The sequence below is a fragment of the Streptomyces sp. NPDC001599 genome, assembly GCF_042893535.1.
Lineage (GTDB): Bacteria > Actinomycetota > Actinomycetes > Streptomycetales > Streptomycetaceae > Streptomyces.
In genome coordinates, this window is sequence record NZ_JBIAVA010000011.1 from 247,641 (window position 1) to 272,786 (window position 25,146).

The 25,146-nt window shown below is 70.3% G+C and carries 26 protein-coding genes; 11 read left to right on the forward strand and 15 right to left on the reverse strand.

Annotated features, from left to right (window positions below; translation table 11 throughout):
* Nucleotides 1-6: 6 nt before the first annotated feature.
* The 4 genes from ACFYZ3_RS27120 to ACFYZ3_RS27135 form a co-directional block, all read right to left on the reverse strand.
* Nucleotides 7-483: a MarR family winged helix-turn-helix transcriptional regulator gene (locus ACFYZ3_RS27120; protein WP_087807185.1), complete on the reverse strand. Its 477-nt coding sequence runs from the start codon at nt 481-483 to the stop codon at nt 7-9.
* 101 nt (nt 484-584) lie between these two features.
* Nucleotides 585-1,361 carry an AIM24 family protein gene (locus ACFYZ3_RS27125; protein WP_361004573.1) on the reverse strand — a complete coding sequence of 259 codons (777 nt, stop codon included), beginning with the start codon at nt 1,359-1,361 and terminating at the stop codon, nt 585-587.
* Nucleotides 1,358-2,008 (reverse strand): AIM24 family protein, encoded by a 651-nt coding sequence (locus ACFYZ3_RS27130; RefSeq protein ID WP_388522711.1) that lies wholly within the window; start codon nt 2,006-2,008, stop codon nt 1,358-1,360. The genes ACFYZ3_RS27125 and ACFYZ3_RS27130 overlap by 4 nt, the downstream gene beginning before the upstream one ends.
* A 1-nt stretch (nt 2,009) precedes the next feature.
* On the reverse strand, nt 2,010-2,642 hold the full coding sequence (locus ACFYZ3_RS27135) for an AIM24 family protein (protein WP_388522805.1): 633 nt from the start codon (nt 2,640-2,642) through the stop codon (nt 2,010-2,012).
* A gap of 185 nt (nt 2,643-2,827) precedes the next feature.
* Here ACFYZ3_RS27135 and ACFYZ3_RS27140 point away from each other — a divergent pair, with 185 nt between their 5' ends.
* From ACFYZ3_RS27140 to ACFYZ3_RS27160, 5 genes are all read left to right on the forward strand, one after another.
* The gene (locus tag ACFYZ3_RS27140) at nt 2,828-3,172 is read left to right on the forward strand and encodes a DUF3817 domain-containing protein (RefSeq protein ID WP_104631658.1); all 345 of its coding nucleotides are present in this window, start codon (nt 2,828-2,830) and stop codon (nt 3,170-3,172) included.
* Complete coding sequence (locus ACFYZ3_RS27145) at nt 3,169-3,462, forward strand: MTH1187 family thiamine-binding protein (protein ID WP_388522713.1); 294 nt, start codon at nt 3,169-3,171, stop codon at nt 3,460-3,462. Before ACFYZ3_RS27140 ends, ACFYZ3_RS27145 begins: the two co-directional genes overlap by 4 nt.
* Before the next feature lie 78 nt (nt 3,463-3,540).
* Nucleotides 3,541-4,050: a MarR family winged helix-turn-helix transcriptional regulator gene (locus ACFYZ3_RS27150; protein WP_003973586.1), complete on the forward strand. Its 510-nt coding sequence runs from the start codon at nt 3,541-3,543 to the stop codon at nt 4,048-4,050.
* A 78-nt stretch (nt 4,051-4,128) separates the two neighbouring features.
* Nucleotides 4,129-4,470, forward strand: coding sequence for a DUF3817 domain-containing protein (locus ACFYZ3_RS27155; protein WP_387058690.1), 342 nt, complete (start codon nt 4,129-4,131; stop codon nt 4,468-4,470).
* A gap of 93 nt (nt 4,471-4,563) precedes the next feature.
* Nucleotides 4,564-6,264: a methylmalonyl-CoA mutase gene (locus tag ACFYZ3_RS27160; RefSeq protein WP_388522717.1), complete on the forward strand. Its 1,701-nt coding sequence runs from the start codon at nt 4,564-4,566 to the stop codon at nt 6,262-6,264.
* Nucleotides 6,265-6,291: 27 nt separating this feature from the next.
* On the opposite strand, the gene ACFYZ3_RS27165 is transcribed toward ACFYZ3_RS27160, so the two are convergent.
* Nucleotides 6,292-7,305, reverse strand: coding sequence for a GlxA family transcriptional regulator (locus ACFYZ3_RS27165; protein WP_388522720.1), 1,014 nt, complete (start codon nt 7,303-7,305; stop codon nt 6,292-6,294).
* A 69-nt stretch (nt 7,306-7,374) separates the two neighbouring features.
* Here ACFYZ3_RS27165 and ACFYZ3_RS27170 point away from each other — a divergent pair, with 69 nt between their 5' ends.
* Entirely contained in the window at nt 7,375-8,358 is a 984-nt protein-coding gene (locus ACFYZ3_RS27170; protein ID WP_388522723.1) for an NADP-dependent oxidoreductase, read from the forward strand.
* On the opposite strand, the gene ACFYZ3_RS27175 is transcribed toward ACFYZ3_RS27170, so the two are convergent.
* On the reverse strand, nt 8,345-9,031 hold the full coding sequence (locus ACFYZ3_RS27175; RefSeq protein WP_388522726.1) for a TetR/AcrR family transcriptional regulator: 687 nt from the start codon (nt 9,029-9,031) through the stop codon (nt 8,345-8,347). The two genes, ACFYZ3_RS27170 and ACFYZ3_RS27175, sit on opposite strands and share 14 nt — an antisense overlap.
* Before the next feature lie 282 nt (nt 9,032-9,313).
* Between ACFYZ3_RS27175 and ACFYZ3_RS27180 the strand changes: the two genes are divergently transcribed.
* The 4 genes from ACFYZ3_RS27180 to ACFYZ3_RS27195 all read left to right on the forward strand — a co-directional run bounded on the left by ACFYZ3_RS27180 (nt 9,314) and on the right by ACFYZ3_RS27195 (nt 13,750).
* Nucleotides 9,314-10,291 carry a tetratricopeptide repeat protein gene (locus ACFYZ3_RS27180; RefSeq protein ID WP_388522728.1) on the forward strand — a complete coding sequence of 326 codons (978 nt, stop codon included), beginning with the start codon at nt 9,314-9,316 and terminating at the stop codon, nt 10,289-10,291.
* Nucleotides 10,292-10,944: 653 nt separating this feature from the next.
* Nucleotides 10,945-11,586 carry a DUF6230 family protein gene (locus ACFYZ3_RS27185; protein ID WP_388522731.1) on the forward strand — a complete coding sequence of 214 codons (642 nt, stop codon included), beginning with the start codon at nt 10,945-10,947 and terminating at the stop codon, nt 11,584-11,586.
* Between the two features lie 117 nt (nt 11,587-11,703).
* Nucleotides 11,704-12,357: a DUF6114 domain-containing protein gene (locus ACFYZ3_RS27190; RefSeq protein WP_388522733.1), complete on the forward strand. Its 654-nt coding sequence runs from the start codon at nt 11,704-11,706 to the stop codon at nt 12,355-12,357.
* Nucleotides 12,347-13,750: a hypothetical protein gene (locus ACFYZ3_RS27195; protein WP_388522736.1), complete on the forward strand. Its 1,404-nt coding sequence runs from the start codon at nt 12,347-12,349 to the stop codon at nt 13,748-13,750. The genes ACFYZ3_RS27190 and ACFYZ3_RS27195 overlap by 11 nt, the downstream gene beginning before the upstream one ends.
* A gap of 83 nt (nt 13,751-13,833) precedes the next feature.
* Here ACFYZ3_RS27195 and pyk read toward each other — a convergent pair whose 3' ends face one another.
* The 3 genes from pyk to pta form a co-directional block, all read right to left on the reverse strand.
* Entirely contained in the window at nt 13,834-15,264 is a 1,431-nt protein-coding gene (gene pyk, locus ACFYZ3_RS27200; RefSeq protein ID WP_109033482.1) for a pyruvate kinase, read from the reverse strand.
* 74 nt (nt 15,265-15,338) lie between these two features.
* Nucleotides 15,339-16,562 (reverse strand): acetate kinase, encoded by a 1,224-nt coding sequence (locus ACFYZ3_RS27205; RefSeq protein WP_388522739.1) that lies wholly within the window; start codon nt 16,560-16,562, stop codon nt 15,339-15,341.
* Nucleotides 16,559-18,652 carry a phosphate acetyltransferase gene (gene pta / locus ACFYZ3_RS27210; RefSeq protein ID WP_388522741.1) on the reverse strand — a complete coding sequence of 698 codons (2,094 nt, stop codon included), beginning with the start codon at nt 18,650-18,652 and terminating at the stop codon, nt 16,559-16,561. The genes ACFYZ3_RS27205 and pta overlap by 4 nt, the downstream gene beginning before the upstream one ends.
* A gap of 150 nt (nt 18,653-18,802) precedes the next feature.
* Here pta and ACFYZ3_RS27215 point away from each other — a divergent pair, with 150 nt between their 5' ends.
* A complete protein-coding gene (locus tag ACFYZ3_RS27215; RefSeq protein ID WP_373902351.1) occupies nt 18,803-19,828 on the forward strand; it encodes an ATP-dependent 6-phosphofructokinase in 1,026 nt (341 codons plus the stop codon).
* A gap of 27 nt (nt 19,829-19,855) precedes the next feature.
* Here the strand turns inward: ACFYZ3_RS27215 and ACFYZ3_RS27220 are convergent, their stop codons facing one another.
* From ACFYZ3_RS27220 to ACFYZ3_RS27245, 6 genes are all read right to left on the reverse strand, one after another.
* Complete coding sequence (locus ACFYZ3_RS27220; RefSeq protein WP_388522744.1) at nt 19,856-20,569, reverse strand: helix-turn-helix domain-containing protein; 714 nt, start codon at nt 20,567-20,569, stop codon at nt 19,856-19,858.
* A gap of 110 nt (nt 20,570-20,679) precedes the next feature.
* Complete coding sequence (locus tag ACFYZ3_RS27225; RefSeq protein WP_388522747.1) at nt 20,680-21,561, reverse strand: carbohydrate ABC transporter permease; 882 nt, start codon at nt 21,559-21,561, stop codon at nt 20,680-20,682.
* Nucleotide 21,562: 1 nt separating this feature from the next.
* Nucleotides 21,563-22,504 carry a carbohydrate ABC transporter permease gene (locus ACFYZ3_RS27230; RefSeq protein ID WP_388522749.1) on the reverse strand — a complete coding sequence of 314 codons (942 nt, stop codon included), beginning with the start codon at nt 22,502-22,504 and terminating at the stop codon, nt 21,563-21,565.
* On the reverse strand, nt 22,501-23,877 hold the full coding sequence (locus ACFYZ3_RS27235) for an extracellular solute-binding protein (protein ID WP_388522752.1): 1,377 nt from the start codon (nt 23,875-23,877) through the stop codon (nt 22,501-22,503). Before ACFYZ3_RS27235 ends, ACFYZ3_RS27230 begins: the two co-directional genes overlap by 4 nt.
* A gap of 92 nt (nt 23,878-23,969) precedes the next feature.
* Nucleotides 23,970-24,167 carry a hypothetical protein gene (locus tag ACFYZ3_RS27240; RefSeq protein ID WP_388522755.1) on the reverse strand — a complete coding sequence of 66 codons (198 nt, stop codon included), beginning with the start codon at nt 24,165-24,167 and terminating at the stop codon, nt 23,970-23,972.
* 16 nt (nt 24,168-24,183) lie between these two features.
* A complete protein-coding gene (locus tag ACFYZ3_RS27245; RefSeq protein WP_388522758.1) occupies nt 24,184-25,035 on the reverse strand; it encodes a helix-turn-helix transcriptional regulator in 852 nt (283 codons plus the stop codon).
* Nucleotides 25,036-25,146: the final 111 nt, after the last annotated feature.

Sequence of the window (25,146 nt, forward strand, 5' to 3'; positions counted from 1 at the left end):
AGGGACTCAGGGTCGTCCCCGCTGCCCGCGCAGGTGTTCGGCGATGGGCTTGAGCGCCTTGTCCAGCTCCGTCAGGTCCTCCGGGGCCAGCAGGTCGATGAAGTGCCTGCGGACGGAGGCCACGTGGTGCGGCGCGACCTTCCGCATCGTCTCCATGCCGTGCTCGGTGAGGACGGCGAAGAGCCCGCGCCGGTCGGACTCGCAGTTCTCCCGCCGGACCAGGTTGGCGTTCTCCATGCGGGTGATCTGGTGGGAGAGGCGGCTCTTGGACTGCATCGTGGCGGTGGCCAGGTCGCTCATCCGCATTCTGTCGCCCTCCGACTCGGAGAGATTCACCAGGATCTCGTAGTCGTTCATTGTCAGGCCGAACGGCTGCAGGTCCTTCTCGAGCTGGTGCGTCAACAGCCTGTTGACCTCCAGGTGGGTGCGCCAAGCACACTGCTCCGTATCGGTCAGCCAGCGAGTGGCCGTCTCGGTCTCCATGAATGAAGTCTACCTAAAAGGTTGAAAGGCGAACTAGTGAGGGGTTTTCCGTGACGGTGACGGTGCGCACGCGTTCGATGTCACACTCCGCAGATTACCGCTCACAGCCCGAAGCGGCGCTGGAGGTCCCCCAGCTGTCCGGGAAGTCCCGGTACCCCCGACCGGCCTCCCGGCGCTCCGGAAGCCCCGCCGCCGGGCACCCCCGCCTGCTGCGGAGGAGTCCCCACGGCCTGCTCCGCCATCAGCGCCTCGCTCGACTGGAGCAGCACCGTCCCCGCGCCCACGAACTCGAACTGGTGCTCCTCCCCGGAGGCCCCGCCGAGCCCCGTCATCGCACGTAGACCGCCCAGTAGGCCGGTCATGTACCCGTGGTCGTAGTGGTGGCACGGGGACGGGCAGTCGGCCCAGCCGACCAGGGCCTGCGGGTCCACCCGGATCGGCGGTTCCATGAACACCACCGGACCGTTGGACGCGGCCACGAACTTCCCGGTTCCGATCAGCGTCAGGAAGCCCGGCACGATCGACTGCTTGAGCGCGAGGCTTGGCTGAAAAGCGAGCAGGTTGCCCGAGCGAATGGTCAGATTGCCGTCCTCCAGGTCGAAGGAATTCACGTCGAAGGCCCGGTCGGCGAGGAGCATCTTGCCCGAGCCCTCCGCCACGACCCAGTCGCTCGCGTGCAGAGGCGAATGAAACGAAGTGCGCACCAGACGGTCCAGCCGGCCGTGCCCGATCCCGTTGAAATCGATCGTCCCGTAGTAGGCGATCATCTTCCCCTTCTGCAGGAACCACTGGCTCCCCTTCAGCTCCACGCAGAAGGTGTACGCGTTGACGTTGTCGTCGGCCGGCAGCGTCGCCGGGTCGTGGTGGACCGTGCTCACAGCTTCTCCTCGGACGCCTGGACGAACACCGTGCCGCTGCCGCTCAGCTCCAGCTGGAACGCCTCGCCGGAGCCGCGTCCCACCATGTCCCGCCAGCCCAGGGCCGTGGAGAGCTTGTTGCGCACGTCGCCGTGGTGGGCGACGTAGGCCTGCGGGTCCACGCGCACCGGGCGCTGCGGGGTGATGGGCACCTCGAAGACGCCCCCGTGGGCCATCACCGCCACCGAGCCGTGGCCCTTGAGGGACGTGGTGAACAGCCCTTGCCCGCTCACCTGGCCCCGCACCATGCCCATGACGCCGCCCTGCGAGCCGAGGAACACCGTGCCCTGCTCCAGGGTGCCCTCGAAGGCGAGGAGGCGGTCCGCCTCCACGTACAGGGTGTCGCCCGCGAGGTTGATCACCTGGACGTGGTGGCCGCCGTGCCCGAAGAACACGGTGCCGCTGCCCTCGACGGTCATCAGCGGCGTGTCCTCGTTCGCCACCCGGCGGCCGATCATCGACATGACGCCGCCCTGGCCGCCCCGCAGATTGGGGGTGAAGGACACCTCGCCCTGGTAGGCGAGCATGGCCCCGCGCTGACTGAACAGCCGCTGCCCCGGCGCGACGGTCGCCCGGACCATCTTGGAGTTGATCTCCTCGAAGGCCATCTCACACATCCCCCGCGATCGTGTTCCGCTCGCTCGGCTGCACGTACACCAGTCCGTCGCCCTCGAAGCGGATCTGGAAGGCCTCCCCGCCGCCCTCCCCGAACAGCGTGCGGAAGGTCACACCCGACTGGAAGGACTGCCGCAGGTTCCCCTGGTGCGCGACGTACGCCCCCGGGTCGACGGTCAGCGGGTACTGGGCGCTGACCCGCAGCACCACCGCGGGACCGTCGGACATGATCGCCGCCTGCCCGTGCCCCTCGATCGTCGTGGTGAACAGGCCGTTGCCCTGGGAGGCGCCGCGCGTGCCGGTGAAACTGGTGCCGGTGCGCAGCCCGGCGTCGGCCGCCAGGAAGTTGCTCGACTCGACGTACAGCTTGTCGCCCTGGAGGGTCACCAGCGTGATCTCCGAGGCCCGGTCCGCGAACCAGCAGGTCCCCTGCCCCCTCACCTCCATCACCGTCATCTGCTCGCCGGTGATCCGCCGGGTCACCATCCCCCGGATGCCCTCACCGCCGCCGCTCAGCTTCTTGAAGGCCATCTCCCCGTCGTACGCGACCATCGAGCCGTTCTTCGCCTTCACGGCGTCCGAGGTCATGTCGACGGCGAGGACCTTGCTGCTTTGAAGTCGGAACATCGCCACGCTGCGAAAGTAGCCCCGCCACGGGTGGACAGAACAGGGCCCACGGGTGGAGAACGACCCTGAGTCCATCCCTTGGGGCATTGTTTGCCACAATGGGCGAACGATTGTGCTTCCGTTCACAAGGCGGACCGCACACCGGCCCGCGCCGACGGCGCATCCCTCCCTTCCGAAGGTGACCCGTGGACCTCAAGACCGCCACCGCCCTCCGCCGCCTCCGCCTGGTCTCGGCCCCCGAGGCGATCTCGTTCCTCCTCCTGCTCGTCTGCTCCGTCCTGAAGCGGACCACCGACTTCAACGCGGTGCCGGCGATGGGCATGATCCACGGTGTCCTCTTCGTGCTGTACGTGATCTTCTGGGCCGACGCCTGGAACCGCGCCAAGTGGCCGCTGAAGACCGCCGCCCTCTACTTCGTCCTCTCCGTCCTGCCGACCGGCGGCTTCTTCGCCGAGCGCAAGCTCAAGCGCGAGGCCGAGACCGCGGTCATCGCCTCCCGCGCCCGCCAGGAAGGGATCGTCAACGCATGATCGTCGCCTTCTCCGTGACGCCGCTCGGCGTCGGCGAGGACGTGGGGGAGTACGTCGCCGACGCCGTCCGGGTGGTCCGCGAGTCCGGGCTGCCGAACCGCACCGACGCGATGTTCACCTCGATCGAGGGCGAGTGGGGCGAGGTCATGGACGTCGTCCGGCGGGCCGTCACCGCCGTCGAGGCGCGCGCACCGCGGGTCTCCCTGGTCCTCAAGGCGGACATCCGCCCCGGCGTGACGGACGGCCTCACGTCGAAGGTCGAGACGGTCGAGCGTCACCTCGCCGAATGAGCGCCCCGGCACGGTCGGTGGTATCGAAAGGCGAGACGGGGCTGACCGGCATATGACCGGCCGGTAAGGTCTCTTGCCGTGCCGAAGCCCCTCAGTCTCTCCTTCGATCCCATCGCCCGAGCCGACGAACTCTGGGCTCAGCGCTGGGGCGGTGTGCCCTCCATGGCGGCGATCACCTCGATCATGCGGGCCCAGCAGATCCTGCTGGGCGAGGTCGACGCCGTGGTCAAGCCGTACGGGCTGACCTTCGCGCGCTACGAGGCGCTGGTGCTGCTCACCTTCTCCAAGTCGGGCGAACTGCCGATGTCCAAGATCGGCGAGCGCCTGATGGTGCACCCCACCTCGGTGACGAACACCGTCGACCGCCTGGTGCGCTCCGGCCTGGTGGCCAAGCGCCCCAACCCCAACGACGGCCGCGGCACGCTGGCCACCATCACCGACAAGGGCCGCGAGGTCGTCGAGGCGGCCACCCGCGACCTGATGGCGATGGACTTCGGCCTGGGCGCGTACGACGCCGAGGAGTGCGGCGAGATCTTCGCGATGCTCCGGCCGCTGCGGGTCGCCGCGGGGGACTTCGACGAGGACTGAGCGCGCGGGCCTGGCGGGCCCGGCGAGTCGCCCGACCCGGTCGAAGATCGCGCGAAACGGACGGTTACGCTCGGAGCCATGAAAAAGAGCGTGCTGACCCGCTACCGGGTCATGGCGTACGTCACCGGTGTGCTGCTGATCGCGCTGTGCCTCGGCATGATCGCAAAGTACGTGCTGGACCTGGGCGGCGCCGCGGACTTCACCCAGGTCGTCAGCATCGCCCACGGCTGGCTGTACGTGATCTACCTGGTCTTCGCCTTCGACCTGGGCTCCAAGGCCAAGTGGCCGGTGAAGAAGCAGCTCTGGGTGCTGCTCGCCGGGACCGTGCCGACCGCGGCGTTCTTCGTGGAGCGCAGGGTCACCCAGGAGCTGGACGCGAAGGTCGCCGCCGCCGAGACGCCGGCCCCCGTCAAGGCGTAACCGGCCCCTCACGAGCCGTCCCACCGCCGTACGGACACCCGTACGGCGGTACCCCATCGACATTTACTTGGACGTCCTAGTAAATTTGGAGGTATGGACGCTCACGCCATAGAAGAGGGCCGCCTTCGCTGGCAGGCCCGGTACGACGCGGCGCGCAAGCGCGACGCGGACTTCACCACGCTCTCCGGAGACCCCGTGGAGCCGGTGTACGGGCCCCGCCCGGGGGACGAGTACGAGGGCTTCGAGCGGATCGGCTGGCCGGGCGAGTACCCCTTCACCCGCGGCCTGTATCCGACCGGATACCGGGGGCGTACGTGGACCATCCGGCAGTTCGCCGGGTTCGGCAACGCCGAGCAGACCAACGAGCGCTACAAGATGATCCTCCGCAACGGCGGCGGCGGGCTCTCGGTCGCCTTCGACATGCCGACGCTGATGGGCCGCGACTCCGACGACCCGCGCTCGCTGGGCGAGGTCGGGCACTGCGGGGTGGCCATCGACTCGGCCGCCGACATGGAAGTGCTGTTCAAGGACATCCCGCTCGGGGACGTGACGACCTCCATGACGATCAGCGGGCCCGCCGTGCCCGTGTTCTGCATGTACCTGGTCGCCGCCGAGCGCCAGGGCGTCGACGCCTCCGTGCTCAACGGCACGCTGCAGACCGACATCTTCAAGGAGTACATCGCCCAGAAGGAGTGGCTCTTCCAGCCCGAGCCCCACCTCCGGCTCATCGGCGACCTCATGGAGTACTGCGCGGCCGGCATCCCCGCCTACAAGCCGCTCTCCGTCTCCGGGTACCACATCCGCGAGGCCGGGGCGACGGCCGCGCAGGAGCTGGCGTACACGCTCGCCGACGGCTTCGGCTACGTGGAGCTGGGCCTCAGCCGCGGACTCGACGTGGACGTCTTCGCGCCCGGCCTCTCCTTCTTCTTCGACGCGCACCTCGACTTCTTCGAGGAGATCGCCAAGTTCCGCGCGGCCCGCAGGATCTGGGCCCGCTGGATGCGCGACGTGTACGGGGCGCAGACCGACAAGGCCCAGTGGCTGCGGTTCCACACCCAGACCGCCGGTGTCTCGCTCACCGCGCAGCAGCCGTACAACAACGTCGTACGCACCGCCGTGGAGGCGCTGGCGGCCGTACTCGGCGGCACCAACTCCCTGCACACCAACGCGCTCGACGAGACCCTCGCCCTGCCCAGCGAGCAGGCCGCCGAGATCGCCCTGCGCACCCAGCAGGTGCTGATGGAGGAGACCGGCGTCGCCAACGTCGCCGACCCGCTGGGCGGTTCCTGGTTCATCGAGCAGCTGACCGACCGCATCGAGGCCGACGCCGAGAAGATCTTCGAGCAGATCAAGGAGCGGGGGCTGCGCGCCCACCCCGACGGGCAGCACCCCGTCGGGCCGATCACCTCCGGCCTGCTGCGCGGCATCGAGGACGGCTGGTTCACCGGCGAGATCGCCGAGTCGGCCTTCCGCTACCAGCAGTCTTTGGAGAAGGACGACAAGAAGGTGGTCGGCGTCAACGTCCACACCGGCTCCGTCACCGGCGACCTGGAGATCCTGCGGGTCAGCCACGAGGTCGAGCGCGAGCAGGTGCGGGTCCTGGGCGAGCGCAAGGACGCCCGCGACGACGCCGCCGTGCGCGGCGCCCTGGACGCCATGCTGGCCGCGGCCCGCTCCGGCGGCAACATGATCGAGCCGATGCTGGACGCGGTGCGCGCGGAGGCGACGCTGGGCGAGATCTGCGGTGTGCTGCGCGACGAGTGGGGGGTGTACACGGAACCGGCGGGGTTCTGAGCGAGGCCGACACCCGTTCGGCGCCCCCTACGGCACCGAGGCGCGGAACGTGCGCCGGTACGCCGACGGGGCGACCCCCGCCTCGGCGGCCAGGTGCCGGCGCAGTGAGGTGGCGGTGGCGAAGCCGACCTCGTGGGCGACCCGTTCCACCGACAGGTCGCTGGACTCCAGCAGGTGCCGGGCCCGCCGCAGCCGCTGCTGGGTCAGCCAGCGACCGGGACTCAGACCGGTCTCCTCCCGGAAGCGCCGGGCGAAGGTGCGGGTGCTCATCGCCGCGTGCGCGGACAGCTCGTCCAGGGACAGGGGCCGGTCCAGCCGGCGCAGCGCCCAGTCGCGGGTCGGGCCGGTGCCCGTCCCGCTCGCCGGGGGCACCGGCCGCTCGATGTACTGCGCCTGGCCGCCGTCCCGGTACGGCGGTACGACGCAGCGGCGAGCCACCTGGTTGGCCACCTCGCTGCCGTGGTCCCGGCGCACCAGGTGCAGGCAGACGTCGACGCCGCTCGCCGCGCCCGCGGAGGTCAGCAGGTCGCCGTGGTCGACGAAGAGCACGTCGGCGTCCAGCTCGACCCGGGGGAACAGCTCCCGGAAGTGGTCGGTGAGCGCCCAGTGGGTGGTGGCCCGGCGCCCGTCCAGCAGACCGGCGGCGGCCAGCAGGAAGGCGCCGGTGCAGATCGACACCAGGCGGGTCCCGGGGCGGACCCGGGCCAGCGCGGCGAGCGCCGACGGATCCGGCACGGTGGCGGACGCGGCCGTCACGGCGTACGGCGGCACGATCACGGTGTCCGCCTCGGCCAGCACTTCGGGGCCGTGCGCCGGGGTGACGGTCAGGTCCGAGTCGGTGCGCACGGGCCGTCCGTCGACGCTCGCGGACAGCACGTCGTAGCGGCCGTCGGCGGAACCCAGGACCCGGTGCGGGATGCCGAGTTCGAAGGGGTAGACGCCGTCCAGGGCGAGGACGGCGACCTTGTGGGCGCCGGGCCGGGGCGCCGGGCGCATCAGGCGGTCCAGTTCGGCCGCGCGGGCGGCGGCGTCGGTGAGCATGGCAGAAATGTATCGGAGGCTGACCTTCTTGCCATGGTCCGGGCCCGGGCCGACGGCCAGCATGGGGGCATGACCTCGACGGACACTCCTGCGAACGGCGCTTCCCCGCACGGCGCCCCGACGATGCTCGCCCTGCACCAGACGGCCCTCGGCGGCCCCGAGGTGCTGCGGCCCACCGAACTGCCGCGGCCCGAACCGGGACCGGGCGAGATCCTCGTCGCCGTGCACGCGGCCGGGCTCAACCCGACGGACTTCAAGCACCGCGCCCTGAAGATCTTCCTGCCGCCCCCGCCGCTGACCCTCGGCTGGGACGTCTCCGGCACCGTGGTGGAGACCGGCTTCGGCGTCACCCTCTTCCGGCCCGGCGACGAGGTCTTCGGCATGCTGCCCTATCCGTACGGGCACGGCTCGCACGCCGAGTACGTGACCGGACCGGCCCGCGCCTTCGCCGCCAAGCCCGCCGGGACCGACCACGTCCAGGCCGCCGCCCTCCCGCTGGCCGCGCTCACCGCCTGGCAGGCCCTGGTCGACACCGCCGGCCTCCGGGCCGGGCAGCGGGTGCTGATCCACGCGGCCGCCGGCGGCGTGGGCCATCTCGCCGTGCAGATCGCCAAGGAGCGGGGCGCGCACGTCACCGGCACCGCGAGCGCGCCCAAGCACGCGTTCCTGCGTGAACTCGGTGCGGACGCCTGCGTCGACTACCGCTCCGCGGACTTCACCGACACCGAGGAGCGCTACGACGTCGTCCTCGACACACTCGGCGGGGAGACCGCCACCCGTTCCGTGGGCGTGCTCCGCCCCGGCGGCATCGTCGTCTCCCTGCTGCCGGGGGACGAGCACACCGCGGCCGCGGCCGAGCGGGCCGGGGTCCGCGCCGTCGCCCTGCTGGTCGAGCACGACCACGCCGGGATGCGCGCCGTCGCCGAACTCGTCGAACGGGGGAGCCTGCGCGCCCACGTGTCCGGCACCTTCCCGTTCGCCGAGGGCGCCCGGGCGCACGCCCAGGGGGAGACCGGCCGCACCACGGGCAAGCTGGTCCTCACGGTGCGCTGAGCGGGCCCGAACCGGCCCCGTCCCACCGGGATGCGGCCGGTTCGGCGTCGGCCCCGCCGTCCGCGCCGGCCAGGCCCCACAGCAGTACCTGCGTCAGGCCGCGTACCCACTCCTCGTCCGCGGCCCGGGCACTGACCAGCGTGCGGTGCACCACCGCGCCCGCCACCAGGTCGAAGATGAGGTCCGCCGTGCGGGCGGCCTCGGCCGCATCCGTCTCGGGCGGCAGCTCGCCGCGGGCCTGGGCGCGGGCCCTGCCCTCCAGTACCAGGCGCTTCTGCCGCTCGACGATCGACGTGCGGATGCGTTCGCGCAGCGCGTCGTCGCGGGTGGACTCCGCGACCACCGCCATCAGGCCGCTCCTGGCCTCCGGTCGGGCCAGGATCGCCGCGAACTGGAGCACCACGCCCTCGATGTCGGCGGCGAGGGAGCCGCGGTCGGGCAGTTCGAGCTCGTCGAAGAGCTCCGCCACCGCGTCCACGACCAGTTCGTTCTTGCCCGCCCAGCGACGGTAGAGCGTCGTCTTGGCAACCCCGGCCCGCGTGGCGACGTCTCCCAGGGTGAGCTTCGACCAGCCGAGGTCGACCAGGGCGGCCCGCGTCGCGGCCAGGATCGCGGTGTCCGCCGCGGCACTGCGCGGGCGCCCGGCACGGCCGGCTGGGGTGCTGCTCTGCATCCCCCGACCTTAACCGGCGGGTAACACGCGGCCGGTGGTGAGACAGATCACCGCGACGGGGTCTGGCGGTGGGGTGTTCCGACGGGCCGTCCTGGCATTACGCTACGACTCGTAGCGAAAGCGCGGGTCCGCCCGCGCCCCAGCGACGACCACGGGCGTGGGGTGGGGACCCGGCGCCGAGCAGTACGCATGTCGGGCAGTACACACGCCGAACAGCACACATCCGGGCGGGCTTTCGACCCGGTTTTCACACGCGCGCGCCGTACGGGGGAGGATAGACCCATGCAGCCACGGAACATGTCCATGAGCGGGGTCGTCGACCTCGCCGCGGTGAAGCAGGCCCAGGAGGCCAGGGCGAAGGCGGAGCAGGCGCGCGCCGAGGCGGCCCGGACCGGCGGCGCGGGCGCCGTCTCCCCGGCCGACCTCGTCATCGACGTCGACGAGGCCGGCTTCGAGAGCGATGTCCTGCAGCGGTCCACCGAGGTCCCGGTCGTCATCGACTTCTGGGCCGAGTGGTGCGAGCCCTGCAAGCAGTTGAGCCCGGTCCTGGAGCGGCTCGCCGTCGAGTACAACGGGCGCTTCCTCCTCGCAAAGATCGACGTCGACGCCAACCAGATGCTGATGCAGCAGTTCGGCGTCCAGGGCATCCCGGCCGTGTTCGCGGTCGTCGCCGGACAGGCGCTGCCGCTCTTCCAGGGGGCCGCGGGCGAGCAGCAGATCCGTCAGACCCTGGACCAGCTGGTGCAGGTCGGCGAGGAGCGCTTCGGCCTGACCGGTCTCGTCGTCGACCCCGAGGCGGAGCCGGGCGCCGAGCGGCCCGCCGCCCCCGAGCGCCCCGCCGGGCCGCACGACGCGGCCCTCGACGCCGCCGTCCAGGCGATGGACGCGGGCGACCTGGGCGGTGCCGTCCAGGCCTACAAGAACGTGCTGGCCGAGGAGCCGGGCAACACGGAGGCCAAACTGGGCCTGGCCCAGGCCGAGTTGCTCCAGCGGGTGCAGAACGCCGATCCGCAGAAGGTCCGTCAGGAAGCGGCCGACAAGCCGGGCGACGCCCAGGCGCAGATCGCCGCCGCCGACCTGGACCTGGTGGGCGGTCACGTGGAGGACGCCTTCGGGCGCCTCATCGACACGGTGCGCGTCACGGCGGGCGAGGACCGGGACGCCGTCCGGCTGCGGCTGCTGGAGCTGTTCGAGGTGGTCGGTGCCGACGATCCGCGGGTGGCCGCTGCGCGCCGGGCGCTCGCGCGGGCCCTGTTCTAGGACGGCTTCCGGTCGGCGCTCCGGGATCGGCGTTCTAAACACCGTCGGCGTGTTGCGTATGTGAAGGAGCTGTCGAAGAGGCGTCACTGCGGCCGCGCTTTACCAAAACTTGGTAATCGCGGCCGCTGTTACTGCCAGTAAGTCGAGGGCGTCGATCTGTCGGACTCTGTCCATCGATCAATAGTTTTGTTCCGCCCCCATGACACACCCAGCGTCGCCGTTCGGGCCCGGTGCGTCGTCCCGCGGTCACACGGCCGCTACTAGCCAGTAACGAACCCCCTTGTGCCGACGGCGAGAATGCACCACGATCGGCGACGCTCGGTCCATTCCCGTACCCCGACAGCCGGTCGGGTCGCGGGGGTTCCTGGGTCCCCACCGAGCAGGGTCGGCGGCAGTGATGCCGGCCCTTGGGCAGGGGGGTCTTCGCTCATCCGGCGAAGCCTGTCCAGCAGGGTTGTGCGTGATGCGTGTCAGGCGCGACCAGTGGTTGTCGCTCGGGGGTGATCGCCGGTTGTTCGGGCGCGTGGTACGTGCCGCCGAGGACAGGCGCTCTCCTTCCCGAGGACGTAGCACTTCTCCCATCCCTGCCGGGCCGAGTCGCCGACTGGCGACGGGGCCGAGGCCAGGAGATGTACGTCCGAGAAGGAGGAAATATGGAGTCCCAGGTGCGTGGCGGGACCAGATGGAAGCGGTTCGCCGTGGTGATGGTGCCCAGCGTGGCCGCCACGGCTGCGATAGGTGTCGCCCTCGCGCAGGGCGCTCTCGCCGCGTCGTTCAGCGTGTCGGGCCAGTCGTTCAAGGTGACGGCGGACAAGCTCGAAGGCACGGGCTTCTCGCAGTACGGAGCGATCGACTCGGGTTACACGCTGAAGGGCGAGAAGACGGCTCACCCCGTCGCGGTCTCGGCGTTCTCGTCGGCGGACATCACGAACATGTGCCAGTCCGTGGTCACCCCGGATCTGCCGTTCATCGGCTCGGTGAGCCTCACTCTGAAGGCCGGTGGCAAGGGTACGCCGGTCCACGCGGAGAACCTCTTCATCGACGTCGAGGACCTTCAGGCCGACGCCACGTTCAAGAACATCGACATCGGCGTGGCTGCCGGGGACATGAAGGACGGCCCCGGTCCCGGTATGAAGGGCGGGAAGGAGACGGCCAACAAGTACGGGTTCGGCCAGCAGGCCGAGTCGGCCGTCCTCACCGACGTGAAGCAGACGGCGTGGGCGACCACTGCCGGAACCTTCAAGCTCAGCGGACTGAAGATGTCGCTGTCCAAGGGCGTCAAGGAGTGCTACTAAGCACTCGCTGACGGGCGGGGGCGCTGACGGCACCCCCGCCCGTCGACTCTCGCGCCGCGCCCGTCTGCGCGCGGCCCCTCTCCACCACAGCAAAGCCGTACCAGGGAGCTGTTTTCCATGAGCGCCGAGACTCCTGCCGCCGACGGCCAGTTCACTCGCCGAAGGCTGCAGTTCCGTGCCTGGCGGGGCACACGGCCGTTCTGGGCCGGCCTGTTCGTTGCCCTCGGCGGCTTCCCGATCATGTACTTCCCGTACGCGAACCTCCAGATCGGGCACCTGACGCTCGCGATGTCCACGACCGCGGGTGCCGGATCGTTGATCATCGGTGTGCTGCTGGTCGTCCTGGGTGTCAGCCTCTGGTTCCAGAAGCACATCCGGGTTTTTGCCGGCGTCGCGGCGATCCTCCTGGGGCTGGTCTCCATCCCGGTGTCCAACTTCGGTGGATTCGTCATCGGTTTCCTGTTCTCGCTCATCGGCGGGGCCATGGCCGTGTCGTGGGTGCCGGGCGAACCGCCGCGGGCCGAGCCGCCGCTGGAGGGCAAGGGCACGGACGACGCGCCCGAGGGCGTGGTCCCCGGAACCGCGGCCGACGACAGCGCGTTCCCCGGCTTCCCGGAGCCCGGGACCCGGGCGTCCGGCCCCGCGGTGCCGGGGCCGAGGGGCGGCATGGACGACGGGGAGCCCTCCCAGGCCTTCACGGCACCGGGGGCGCACGATCTGTCAGGAACGAGCCCGGCCAACGGGGCGAACGGGAGGCACAGTGCCGGCTGACGAGGTGACCCGCGGGACTGACGTGGAGTCGTCCCGTGTGAGAACCGGGCCGCGCCACGCGGCACCCAAGAAGCCGTTGTTCACCAGGTTCCACATGCCGGCCGGCAAGGCGATAGCCATCGCGGCGATGCCCACGGCCGTCCTCATGGGGATGGGGTTCACGCCGACGCTCGCCCTCGCCGACGGCAACGACGCGGCGCCGCCCTCCAACAGCCTGACGGCCGACGAGTACAAGGACTGCGTGGCGGCCCTCGAGGACGCCGAGAAGGACCCGTCCGAGTCGCCCACCCCCTCGCCCTCGGCGAGTGACGGGGCCGAGGACGGCAAGGACGACGCGAAGGAGCCCGACCCCTCGGCCTCCACCGGGGACAAGGACTCCGGCACGGACAAGGGCGACTCCTCTTCGCCGGATTCAGGTTCCGACGACGAGGACGACAAGGGCGCCGGGGACGACAAGGCCGACCCCGCCCCGAGCCCCTCCGCGTCGCAGAGCCAGGAGGCGTCCGGCCAGAGTGCCACGGAGCCCTCGCCGTCCGAGTCGGAGGACAAGGGCGGTCTGCTGGAGGGCCTCGGCGACGCCATCGAGGGCATCTTCACCGGCGGCAAGAAGGCCGAGGAGACCCCGAGCCCCACGCCGACCCCCTCGGCGTCCGAGAGCGCGGGCGACGCGTCGGACGCGTCCGGCGCGTTGAAGGACACGACCGACGAGGTCACCGGCACGGTGAAGGACACCGTCGAGGGCGCCACCGACACGGCGTCGAAGGCGGCCGAGGACACCAAGGACACGGTGGACAAGGCGGCCGAGGCGGCCAAGGAGGCGGCGGAGAAGGCGAAGGAGGACGCGGCGAAGGCCGAGGAGGACGCCACCGCCACGCCCAGCCCCAGCGCCTCCGAGAGCGCCTCAGGCACCGACGCCGAAGACTGCCCGGTCGCCACCGACGAGGAGGGCGGCGTCGACAACAAGGTGCCGCTGCCCGACGACCCGTGGTACCTCAACGCCAGCTCGCTGCTGCTGAAGGGCGCCTCCTACGAGGGGGTCGTCCAGGTGAAGACGGCCAACGGCACCACCAAGAAGGTGCTGAAGTACGTCATCTCCGACGGCACCGACATCGGCGACCTGCACCAGACCGTGAAGGACAAGCAGGCCGGCAAGACCTACCACGTACAGGCGGCCAAGGGCTCGACGTCCACGATCCGCGACGGCGACACGGTGATGTACACCGAGAGCATCTCGGGCAACCTGCTCGGGCTGATCCCGATCACCTTCGACCCGGAGCACCCGCCGCCCCTGGACATCCCGCTGATCTACTTCACCAAGGTGACGGTCGTCCAGGCCGGCCAGTTCGGCGGCACGCTCCACATCCCGGGACTGCACCAGTACACGACCGACTGAGCACGCCCGCACCACGCCCGAGGGCGCCCCCTGCGACAGGGGGCGCCCTCGGTGCGTACGACGGAGAGGCGGGGCGGGGGCGGTCAGCCGCGGCGCGTCTCGCCCAGGTGGAGGACCCGCACCATGTTGGTGGTGCCGGGCACGCCGGGGGGCGAACCGGCGGTGATCACGACGATGTCGCCGTCGCTGAACCGGCCGAGGCGGGCCGTCTCCTGGTCCACCAGGTCCACCATCTCGTCCGTGGTGTTCACGAACGGCACCACGTGCGGCTCCACGCCCCAGCTGAGCGCCAGCTGGTTGCGGGTGGACTCGTCGGTGGTGAAGGCGAGGATCGGCTGGGCCGCGCGGTAGCGGGAGAGCCGGCGGGCGGTGTCGCCGGACTGGGTGAAGGCCACCAGGCCCTTGCCGCCCAGGAAGTCGGCGATCTCGGCGGCCGCACGGGCCACCGAACCGCCCTGTGTGCGCGGCTTCTTGCCCGGCACCAGCGGCTGGAGGCCCTTGGAGAGCAGCTCCTGCTCGGCGGCGGTGACGATCTTCGACATCGTCTTGACGGTCTCGATCGGGTACGCGCCCACGCTCGACTCGGCGGACAGCATGACCGCGTCGGCGCCGTCCAGGATCGCGTTGGCCACGTCGGAGGCCTCGGCGCGGGTCGGACGGGAGTTGGTGATCATCGACTCCATCATCTGGGTCGCCACGATCACCGGCTTGGCGTTGCGCCGGCACAGCTCGATCAGGCGCTTCTGCACCATGGGGACCTTCTCGAGCGGGTACTCGACGGCCAGGTCGCCACGCGCGACCATCACGCCGTCGAACGCCATCACGACGTCCTCCATGTTGTCGACCGCCTGGGGCTTCTCCACCTTGGCGATCACCGGGACCCGGCGGCCCTCCTCGTCCATGACGCGGTGCACGTCGGCGACGTCCTTGGCGTCCCGGACGAAGGAGAGGGCGACCAGGTCGCAGCCCATGCGCAGCGCGAAGCGGAGGTCCTCGACGTCCTTCTCGCTCAGCGCGGGGACGTTGACCGCCGCGCCGGGCAGGTTGATGCCCTTGTGGTCGGAGATGACGCCGCCCTCGATGACGATCGTCTTCACCCGGGGGCCCTCGACCTCGGTGACCTTCAGCTCGACGTTGCCGTCGTTGATGAGCACCTGGTCGCCCTTGGTGACGTCACCGGGCAGGCCCTTGTACGTCGTGCCGCAGATCGTCCTGTCGCCCGGGACGTCCTCGGCGGTGATGGTGAACTCGTCACCGCGCACCAGCTCGACGGGACCCTCCGCGAAGGTCTCCAGGCGGATCTTCGGGCCCTGCAGGTCGGCGAGGACACCGATGGCCCTGCCGGTCTCCTTGGCGGCGGCCCGGACCCGGTCGTAGCGGCCCTGGTGCTCGGCGTGGGTGCCGTGGCTGAAGTTGAAGCGGGCCACGTTCATGCCGGCTTCGATCAGCGTGACGAGCTGCTCGTGGGAGTCGACCGCGGGGCCGAGAGTACAGACGATTTTCGAACGGCGCATGGGTGCCATCCTATCGGTTTGTTTCGGCGCGGAATATTCCGTCTGGCGGAAAATACAAAAGGGCGGGATGCCGCTCAGGTGAGACGGGGATTTCCCGATTCATTTACCAGCGCGTAGGTCTGTGTCGCGATCTCCATTTCCTCGTCCGTCGGTACCACCGCCACCGCCACCCGCGCCCCCGCGGGCGAGATCAGCCGGGCTCCGTCGCCGCGTACGGCGTTCAGTCCGCCGTCGACCGCCAGGCCGAGCCCCTCAAGGCCGGCCACGGCCGCCTCGCGCACCGGCGCCGAGTTCTCCCCGACCCCCGCCGTGAACGCCACGGCGTCCACGCGCCCGAGAACGGCGTAATAGGCGCCGATGTACTTCTTGAGCCGGTGAATGTAGATGTCGAAGGCCAGCCCCGCCTGCTCGTCGCCCTCGTCCACCCGGCGGCGGATCTCCCGCATGTCGTTGTCACCGCACAGACCGAACAGACCGCTCCTCTTGTTGAGAAGAGTGTCGATCTCGTCGGCGGACATTTTGCCAACACGCATCAAATGGAAGATGACGGCCGGGTCCATGTCTCCCGAGCGCGTACCCATCACGAGACCCTCCAAAGGCGTCAGCCCCATGGAGGTGTCCACGCACCGGCCGCCCCGCACGGCCGAGGCGGACGCCCCGTTGCCCAGGTGCAGCACGATCACGTTCACGTCCCCCGGCGCCCTGCCCAGCAGCCGCGCGGTCTCGCGGGAGACGTACGCGTGCGAGGTGCCGTGGAAGCCGTAGCGGCGGATGCGGTACCGGTCGGCGATCTTCGGGTCGATCGCGTAGCGCGCCGCGGACTCGGGCATCGTCGTGTGGAACGCGGTGTCGAAGACCGCCACCTGCGGCAGGTCGGGACGGAGCGCCTGCGCGGTGCGGATGCCGGTGAGGTTGGCCGGGTTGTGCAGCGGCGCGACCGGGATCAGCCGCTCGATCTCCGTGAGCACGTTCTCGTCGACGAGAGTGGGCTCGCTGAAGAACTCGCCGCCGTGCACCACCCGGTGCCCGATCGCGGCCAGCTCCGGGGAGTCCAGGCCCAGACCGTCCCGGCCCAGCTCGGCGGCGACCGCCTTCAGGGCGGCCTCGTGGTCGGCGATCGGGCCCTCCTGCTCCCGGGTGTCGCCGGCGGCCACGTGGGTGTGGATCAGCCGCGACGTCCGCTCGCCGATGCGCTCGACCAGCCCGGCCGCCAGCCGCTCCCCGTCGCGCATGTCGATCAGCTGGTACTTCACCGACGAGGAGCCGGAGTTGAGGACGAGGACACGCGTGGAGCTCACTGGGCGGACGCCTTCTCGGTCGGGGACTGCTGGGCCTGGATCGCCGTGATGGCGACGGTGTTGACGATGTCCTGCACGAGCGCGCCCCGGGACAGGTCGTTGACCGGCTTGCGCAGGCCCTGGAGGACCGGGCCGACCGCGATGGCACCGGCCGAGCGCTGCACCGCCTTGTACGTGTTGTTGCCGGTGTTCAGGTCGGGGAAGATCAGCACGCTGGCCTGCCCGGCGACCGCCGACCCGGGCAGCTTGGTCGCGGCCACCGACGGCTCGACCGCCGCGTCGTACTGGATCGGCCCCTCGATGCTCAGGTCCGGGCGGCGCGAGCGGACCAGCTCGGTGGCCTCGCGCACCTTGTCGACGTCCGCGCCGGAACCGGACGTGCCGGTCGAGTACGACAGCATCGCGATCCGCGGCTCCACCCCGAACCGCGCCGCCGTCGACGCCGACTGCGTGGCGATGTCGGCGAGCTGCTCGGCGTTCGGGTCGGGATTGACCGCGCAGTCGCCGTAGACCAGCACCTTGTCGGCCAGGCACATGAAGAAGACGGAGGAGACGATGGCGGCGTCCGGCTTGGTCTTGATGATCTCGAAGGCGGGCCGGATGGTCGCCGCCGTCGAGTGCACGGACCCCGACACCATGCCGTCGGCGAACCCTTCCTGCACCATCAGCGTGCCGAAGTAGTTCACGTCCGAGACCACGTCGTACGCCAGCTCCACGGTCACGCCCTTGTGGGCGCGCAGGGCGGCGTACTTCTCGGCGAAGGAGTCGCGCAGCTCGCTGGCGGCCGGGTCGATCAGCTCGGCGCCGGCCAGGTCGATGCCCAGGTCGGCGGCCTTCTTGCGGATCTGCTCGACCGGACCGAGCAGCGTCAGCTCGCACACGCCCCGGCGCAGCAGCACCTCCGCCGCGTGCAGCACCCGCTCCTCGGTGCCCTCCGGCAGGACCACCCGGCGCAGGTCGGAGCGGGCCTGCTCCAGGAGCTTGTGCTCGAACATCATCGGCGTGACGCGGTCGCTGCTGGGCGCGGAGACCCGCCGGTTCAGCTCGGCGGTGTCGACGTACCGCTCGAAGAGGCCGAGGGCGGTCTCCGCCTTGCGCGGGGTGGCAGCGCCCAGCTTGCCCTCCAGGGAGAAGAGCTGCTCGGCGGTGGGAAAGCTGGTGCCCGGCACCGAGAGCACCGGGGTGCCGGGGGCCAGCCGGGCGGCCAGGGTGAGGATGCCCTCGCCGGGCACCTCGTTCAGGGTCAGCAGGACGCCGGCTATCGGCGGGGTGCCGGCGCTGTGCGCGGCCAGCGTGCCGATCACCAGGTCGGCGCGGTCGCCGGGCGTGATGACCAGGCAGCCCGGAGTCAGCGCGGCCAGCAGGTTGGGCAGCATGGCCCCGCCGAAGACGAAGTCCAGCGCGTCGCGGGCGAGCCCGGAGTCGTCGCCGAGGACGATCTCGGCGCCCAGGGCGTGCGCGATCTGGGAGACGGTCGGCGCGGACAGTGCGGGCTCGTCCGGCACCACCCAGCACGGCACCGGCAGCCGGTGCGCGAGCCGCTCGGCGATCTCGTCCCGGTCCTCGCGCGCGACCCGGTTGGTCACCATGGCGAGGACGTCGCAGCCGAGGCCGTCGTAGGCGCGGAAGGCGTTGTGGGTCTCGGCCAGCACCGAGTCGGCACTCTGCTTGCGGCCCCCGACCACGGGAAGGACCGAGGCGCCGAACTCGTTGGCGAGCCGCGCGTTCAGCGACAGCTCGTCCGGGAACTGGGTGTCGGCGTAGTCGGTGCCGAGGACGAGGACGACGTCGTAGTCCCGCGCGACCAGGTGGAAGCGGTCGACCAGCGCGGACACCAGCTCGTCCACGCCCTGTTCGGCCTGGAGGAGGGAGGCCTCCTGGTAGTCCATGCCGTAGACCGTCGCGGGGTCCTGCGAGAGCCGGTAGCGGGCGCGCAGCAGTTCGAAGAGCCGGTCGGGCCCGTCGTGCACCAGGGGACGGAAGACACCGACCCGGTCGACCTGCCGGGTCAGGAGTTCCATCACCCCCAGCTCGACGACCTGGCGGCCGTCGCCGCGGTCGATACCGGTCACGTACACGCTGCGCGTCACGCGTGCTCTCCGTTTCGTAGGGGGGAGCGGAATCCTCTTGACAGTACCTCCGGCGATGGTTAGGGCGCCCGTCAGCGTCCGCCGCCGCCCGGGCCGTGAAACAATTGATTCGGCTCACCGGTGTCAACAGCGAGCAGGAGACACAGCACGATGCGTATCGGAGTTCTCACCGCAGGCGGCGACTGCCCCGGCCTGAACGCAGTGATCCGGTCGGTCGTGCACCGAGCGGTGGACAACTACGGCGACGAGGTCATCGGCTTCGAGGACGGCTACGCGGGGCTGCTGGACGGCCGTTACCGCACCCTCGACCTCAACGCGGTCAGCGGCATCCTCGCCCGCGGCGGCACCATCCTCGGCTCCTCCCGCCTGGAGCGCGACCGGCTCCGCGAGGCCTGCGAGAACGCCGGCGACATGATCCAGAACTTCGGCATCGACGCCCTGATCCCGATCGGCGGCGAGGGCACGCTCACCGCCGCCCGGATGCTGTCCGACGCCGGGCTCCCGGTGGTCGGCGTGCCGAAGACCATCGACAACGACATCTCCTCCACCGACCGCACCTTCGGCTTCGACACCGCCGTCGGCGTCGCGACCGAGGCGATGGACCGGCTGAAGACCACCGCCGAGTCCCACCAGCGCGTGATGGTCGTCGAGGTCATGGGCCGGCACGCCGGCTGGATCGCCCTGGAGTCCGGCATGGCCGCCGGTGCCCACGGCATCTGCCTGCCCGAGCGCCCCTTCGACCCCGCCGACCTGGTCAAGATGGTCGAGGAGCGCTTCTCCCGCGGCAAGAAGTTCGCCGTCGTCTGCGTCGCCGAGGGCGCCCACCCGGCCGAGGGCTCCATGGACTACGGCAAGGGCGCCATCGACAAGTTCGGCCACGAGCGCTTCCAGGGCATCGGCACCGCACTCGCCTTCGAGCTGGAGCGCAGGCTCGGCAAGGAGGCCAAGCCGGTCATCCTCGGCCACGTCCAGCGCGGCGGCGTACCGACCGCGTACGACCGTGTCCTCGCCACCCGCTTCGGCTGGCACGCGGTGGAGGCCGCGCACCGGGGCGACTTCGGCCGGATGACGGCGCTGCGTGGCACCGACGTCGTGATGGTGCCGCTGGCGGAGGCGGTCACCGAGCTGAAGACGGTCCCGAAGGACCGGATGGACGAGGCGGAGTCGGTCTTCTAGACCCCGGATCTCCGGACTCGGACCCGCTTACGGGTGCTTCTCGACCGCCGTCCAGAAGTGGTCCACGATCCGGTCGAGGAAGTCCCGGCCCCCGGCGCTCGAGTCGGGGGCGCCGCCGCCCCAGCTGAGGGTGGCGGCCATCCGCCCCTGGTAGTCCTGGTGCAGCACCTGGAGGACGTTCTCCAGGACGCGCCGGTCCAGCGGTGCCAGCTTGGCGATCGGGCGCACACAGCCCTGCCAGCGCGTGGTCACCGCGCTCGTCAGCAGGTCGGCCAGCTTCTCCTCACGCCCCGTGACGGTCACGAAGTCGGGCAGCGTGAGACCGAGCACGTCGGCGAGCATGGCCGACTGACGGTCGGTGCCGCGCCAGTCGTCCGCCTCCTCCATCCGGAGGTAGGCCGGGAGCCCGAGCCCGACCGCACGTGCCACGTCCTCGGGTGCCAGACCGCGGGCGACGCGGTGCTCGCGCAGGGACTGCGGCCGCCCGATCAGCTCACCGGGCGAGCACCACAGCACCCCGGCGAGCGCGGTCAGCTCCGGCCCCTCGGGGAAGGCCGTCCCCCGCTCCCAGGCGACGACGAGGTCGGGGGAGACGTACGGCAGCCCGTACGAGACGCGTATGCCGTGGGCGACGTGCTCGGGCCCCATGTTGAGGGCGGCACGCAGCCGGCGGGCGGCGAGGGCGTTGAACGGAGGGCCCGACTGGCTCGGGCCGGGTGAGGGTCGGCGCACGCGCCACACCGTAGGGGTCCGGGGCGATGCTGACTACGGGCTGTTCGGCCAGCGATACGGATTGTAGGAACGTACGGGGGCGCGCGGACCCGGGTGCGCCCCCTCACCTGCCCCTGCCCCTACCCCTTCACCGCCCCGCCCAGCGCGAAGCCGCCGCCCAGCCGCCGGGAGATCAGCACGTAGAGCAGCACGACCGGCGTGGAATAGACGATCGAGAACGCCGCCAGCTGTCCGTACGCCACCATGCCCCGGTTGCCGAAGAAGTCGTTGATGCTGACCGAGGCGGGCATCTGGTCCGGGGAGAGCAGCAGCATGAAGGGGACGAAGAAGTTCCCCCACATCATCACGAACGAGAACACCGTCACCACCGCCACCCCCGGCCCCATCAGCGGCAGCACGATCCGCAGCAGCGACTGGAAGGACGACGCCCCGTCCGTCCACGCCGCCTCTTCCAGCTCCTTCGGCACCCCGTCCATGAAGTTCTTCATCAGCCAGATCGCGAAGGGCAGCTGCGAGGCGGCGAAGAAGAAGATCGTCCCCTGCATGGTGTCGATCATGTTGACCCGCACGAACAGGGCGTAGACGGGCACCATGATCGCCGTGATCGGCAGGCTGGTCGCGAACAGGATGGTGAGCAGGAACGGCCGGTTCAGCCGCGACCGGAAGCGGGAGAGCGGATACGCCGCGAGCACCGCGCACACCACCGTCAGCAGCGTCGCCCCGCCGCACAGGATCAGGCTGTTGAGCAGCGGGGTGAAGGTGATCTCCGGGGTGAGGATCGCGTCGAAGTTGTCCAGGGTGACGCCGTCGGGGACCTTGACCCGCAGGCTCGCGTGCGGGTCGAGGGCGGACAGCACCACCCAGGCCAGCGGCAGTACGAAGGCCGCGGCCGCCACCAGCAGCCCGGCATCGGCTGCGGTGCGGCGCCGGTTGCGCCGGGAGGCGGGGGTCGTACGCCGGGATGGCCGGGACGCCTGGCGGGGCGCGATCGTGTCCGTCATCTCAGACCTCCGTCCGCAGCAGACGCAGGTACACGACCGAGAACAGCGAGCCGATCAGCAACAGCAGCAGCGCCACCGCCGTGCCGTACCCGATCAGGCTGTTCTGGAAGGCCTGCTCGTACATGAACAGCGGCAGCGTCTGGCTCTTGCCGCTCGGCCCGCCCCGCGTCATCACCCAGATCAGCCCGAAGACCGACAGGGTCTGGAGCGTGTTGAGCATCAGGTTGGTGCCGATGGAGCGCCGGATCATCGGCAGCGTGATGTGCCACATGCGGCGCCAGCCGCTCGCGCCGTCGACCTCGGCGGCCTCGGTGACCTCCTTGGGGATCTCGTTCAGCGCGGCCGAGTACACCAGCATCGAGAACGCCGTGCCCCGCCACACGTTGGCGAAGGACACCGCCAGGATCGGCAGCGTGAACAGCCAGTTCTGGGAGGGCAGGTGGAGCCAGTCCAGGATGGCGTTGAGGGTGCCCTCGCGCCGGAAGAAGGCGTAGAGCAGGAAGCCGGCCACCACCTCCGGCAGCACCCAGGCCGTGACAACGATGCCACCGGTGAGCGTGCGGACCGGCTTCGAGGCCCGCTGCATCAGCGAGGCCAGGGCCAGCCCCAGGGTGTTCTGTCCGATCAGCGAGGACAGCACGGTGAAGACCAGGGTCAGCCATACGGCGTTGAGGAACGCCTCGTCCTTGAACGCGCGGGTGAAGTTGTCGAACCCGACGAAGGACTCCTGCGCCTGCCCGGTGAGCTGGAGGTCGGTGAAGGCGATGACGACGCAGTAGACGATCGGACCGGCGAGGAAGAGCAGCAGCAGGACGACGGCGGGGGAGACGGGCAGGGCACGGAAGAGGGAGCGGCGGACGCCGCCGGACCGGGTGCCGGAGGCGGAAGACGCAGGCGCCTTCCGCACCTTCGGCCCGGCGTGCCCCGGCGCGGTCGCCGTCACTTGCTCACCACCTGGTTGTCGGTCGCCTCCTTGAGCGCCTCGTCGTAGCCGCGCGCCGCCTCCTCGACCGACTTGTCACCGGTCGTCACGCCCTCCATGGCCTCCTGGATGGCGACGGACACCTTCGGGTACGCCGGGTAGGCGGGCCGGTAGTGGGTGTCGGCGACGAGGTCGGTGAAGAACTTGATGCCGGGCTGGGCGTCGACGTAGGCGGGGTCGTCGGCGACGTCCTCGCGGACGGAGATGCCGGAGTTGGCGACGTACCACTTCTGGGCGTTCGCCTTGGTCTGCATCGTCTTGATGAACTCGAAGGCCAGGTCGGGGTTGCCCGCCTTGGCCGGGATGGCCCAGGTCCAGCCGCCCGACATGCTCACCCGACCCGGGGCCTGCCCGTTCTGGGTCGGCATGGCGGCGAGCCCCAGCTCCTTCGACCACTCGGGCCACTCGTGCCCGCTGCCCTCCAGCCAGTCCTGCGGCAGCCAGGAGCCGTCGAGCGCGATCCCGAGCTTGCCCTGCGGCAGCAGCTCACCGCGCACCTTGGTGCCGAAGTTGGGGTCGAGCGCGTCGGAGACCTCCGGACCGAGCTTCTCCTTGTACACGGTCTCGACGAAGGCGAGAGAGTCCTTGAACCCCTGCCCCGCCGTGATCCACTTCTTGCCGCCCTTGTCGTACAGCGGATCGGCGCCACCGTCCCCCGTGCCGTACAGCAGCATTTCGAAGCCCTGCATGGTCGCGGCCTCGCCGGCGGGCTTGCCCGTGTAGACGTTCATCGGAGTGACCCCGGGGACCTTCTCCTTGATGGTGCGGGCGGCGTCGAGGACCTCGTCCCAGGTCTTCGGCTGCCAGTCGGCGGGCAGCCCCGCCTTGGCGAACACGTCCTTGCTGAACCACAGGCCGCGCGTGTCCGTCCCGTCCGGCACGCCGTACGTCTTCCCGTCCTCGCCCTTCGCCGCCGCCTTCGCCGTGTCGATGAACTGGTCCCAGTCCTGCCACTTGGCCAGGTACTCGTCGATCGGCTTCAGGTACCCGCTGGTGATGTCGGAGTTGATGAGGAAGGTGTCCTCGTAGACCAGGTCGGGGGCGGTCTTGGGGGAGCGGAGCATCTGCTGGAGCTTGGTGTAGTACTCCGAGTCCGGTGCCTTGATCGGCACCAGCTCGACCTTCTTCCCCGGGTTGGCCTTCTCGAACTGCTTCTTGATGTCGCCGAGGTAGGTGTCCATCACCTTGATGGAGTTGTCCGTCGACTGCTTGAAGGAGACCTTCACCGTGTCCGGATCGCTGCCGGAGCCGCTTGAGCAGGCGGCGAGCGAGGTGGCGGCGAGCGCGGTGAGGGTGAACAGGGCGGTGGACCGGACGGTGGGACGCACGGGCATGACCTCCTACGGGCACACGACACTGTGGCCTGGACGGCTGCGTGGCGAACGTAAGAGGAATGGTCTAGTCAGGTCAATGCGTGTGCGCGGGATTACCCCTGGAGGAGGTGATCGGCCTTGCCGGCCTTGATGTCGCGGATGAGGGCGCGGAGGGCTTCGCCGGTGTCGGTGACGTAGCGGTCCTCCTGCCCGGCGACGGCGATGTAGGCGTTGCCTCGGAGGTCGGTGCCTATGCGGAAGCAGTTGTTGCCCTCGGCGCAGAAGGGGTCTTCCCAGGTGATGTCCGGCATGGTGGCCTCTCGGGGGTCAGAGCTGTCGGGCGATGGAATGGATGAGGTCGCGCGAGTCCTCGGGGCTGAGTGTGTGGCTCTGCCACCAGCCCATGTGCGTCCGGTACTTGGCGAGCTGGGCCTCGGAGTGGGTGAACTCGCCGCCGTGCGCGGAGTCCAGCTGAACGGTGTCGAGCCGGGAAACCGGGCCGTCCGCGTAGAGCACGGCGTGCCCGGCACCGGGAAAGGCACCGGCCTCGACGGGGAGCACGCGCAATTCGACGTTGTCGCGCTCGGAGACCCGGCAGAGATGGTGCAACTGCTCGCGCATGACGCGACGCCCGCCGAACTGCATCCGCAGAGCCCACTCGTGCACGTACGCCACGTACGCGACGGGACTGTCGCGCTCCAGAACCTGCTGACGCCGCAGACGCTGTACGACGCGTAGCTCGACCTCCGAGTCGGGCAGGGGCGGAAGCGCAGCGGCGAAGACGGCGCGGGCGTACTCGCCGAGTTGCAGCAGCCCCGGTACGTGCACGGTCTGGTAGCTCCGCAGCCGGGTGGCGAACCACTCCAGCTCGGCAACGTCCAGTAGCCCTTGGGGGAGAGTCCCCCGGTACTGCTGCCACCAGCCCCGTTTGCCCACGTCTGCGATGGCGACCAGAGCCTCGACGTACCCTTCGTCCGCGCACTCGTAGTTGTTGGCGAGTATGCGGACGCGGTCCGGTGAGATGGCCCGGACACCCGACTCCATGTTGGACACCTTCGTGCGGTCCAGCCCCAGCAGCCCGGCGGCGTACTCCGTCGTCCGCCCGGCGGCGAGGCGCATGCTGCGCAGCTCGGCACCGAGGCGCTTCTGACGTTCCGTCGGCGCGGGCCGTGTCGGCATTGATGCCCCTTCTCCGTGACTGACGGGGTCAAGTCTGCACTGGGTGCGTTGCACGAGTCCAACGTGAAGTGGGCAATACGAGAGAGTAGGTGGCACACGTGCCACTACAGG

Bases quoted from the DNA above. Each gene is read 5' to 3' on its own strand.
- ACFYZ3_RS27120 (WP_087807185.1), bottom strand. From the start codon at position 483: ATGGAGACCGAGACGGCCACTCGCTGGCTGACCGATACGGAGCAGTGT.
- ACFYZ3_RS27130 (WP_388522711.1), bottom strand. From the start codon at position 2,008: ATGGCCTTCGAGGAGATCAACTCCAAGATGGTCCGGGCGACCGTCGCG.
- ACFYZ3_RS27135 (WP_388522805.1), bottom strand. From the start codon at position 2,642: ATGTTCCGACTTCAAAGCAGCAAGGTCCTCGCCGTCGACATGACCTCG.
- ACFYZ3_RS27145 (WP_388522713.1), top strand. From the start codon at position 3,169: ATGATCGTCGCCTTCTCCGTGACGCCGCTCGGCGTCGGCGAGGACGTG.
- ACFYZ3_RS27155 (WP_387058690.1), top strand. From the start codon at position 4,129: ATGAAAAAGAGCGTGCTGACCCGCTACCGGGTCATGGCGTACGTCACC.
- ACFYZ3_RS27160 (WP_388522717.1), top strand. From the start codon at position 4,564: ATGGACGCTCACGCCATAGAAGAGGGCCGCCTTCGCTGGCAGGCCCGG.
- ACFYZ3_RS27165 (WP_388522720.1), bottom strand. From the start codon at position 7,305: ATGCTCACCGACGCCGCCGCCCGCGCGGCCGAACTGGACCGCCTGATG.
- ACFYZ3_RS27170 (WP_388522723.1), top strand. From the start codon at position 7,375: ATGACCTCGACGGACACTCCTGCGAACGGCGCTTCCCCGCACGGCGCC.
- ACFYZ3_RS27175 (WP_388522726.1), bottom strand. From the start codon at position 9,031: ATGCAGAGCAGCACCCCAGCCGGCCGTGCCGGGCGCCCGCGCAGTGCC.
- ACFYZ3_RS27180 (WP_388522728.1), top strand. From the start codon at position 9,314: ATGCAGCCACGGAACATGTCCATGAGCGGGGTCGTCGACCTCGCCGCG.
- ACFYZ3_RS27185 (WP_388522731.1), top strand. From the start codon at position 10,945: ATGGAGTCCCAGGTGCGTGGCGGGACCAGATGGAAGCGGTTCGCCGTG.
- ACFYZ3_RS27190 (WP_388522733.1), top strand. From the start codon at position 11,704: ATGAGCGCCGAGACTCCTGCCGCCGACGGCCAGTTCACTCGCCGAAGG.
- pyk (WP_109033482.1), bottom strand. From the start codon at position 15,264: ATGCGCCGTTCGAAAATCGTCTGTACTCTCGGCCCCGCGGTCGACTCC.
- ACFYZ3_RS27215 (WP_373902351.1), top strand. From the start codon at position 18,803: ATGCGTATCGGAGTTCTCACCGCAGGCGGCGACTGCCCCGGCCTGAAC.
- ACFYZ3_RS27225 (WP_388522747.1), bottom strand. From the start codon at position 21,561: ATGACGGACACGATCGCGCCCCGCCAGGCGTCCCGGCCATCCCGGCGT.
- ACFYZ3_RS27235 (WP_388522752.1), bottom strand. From the start codon at position 23,877: ATGCCCGTGCGTCCCACCGTCCGGTCCACCGCCCTGTTCACCCTCACC.
- ACFYZ3_RS27240 (WP_388522755.1), bottom strand. From the start codon at position 24,167: ATGCCGGACATCACCTGGGAAGACCCCTTCTGCGCCGAGGGCAACAAC.
- ACFYZ3_RS27245 (WP_388522758.1), bottom strand. From the start codon at position 25,035: ATGCCGACACGGCCCGCGCCGACGGAACGTCAGAAGCGCCTCGGTGCC.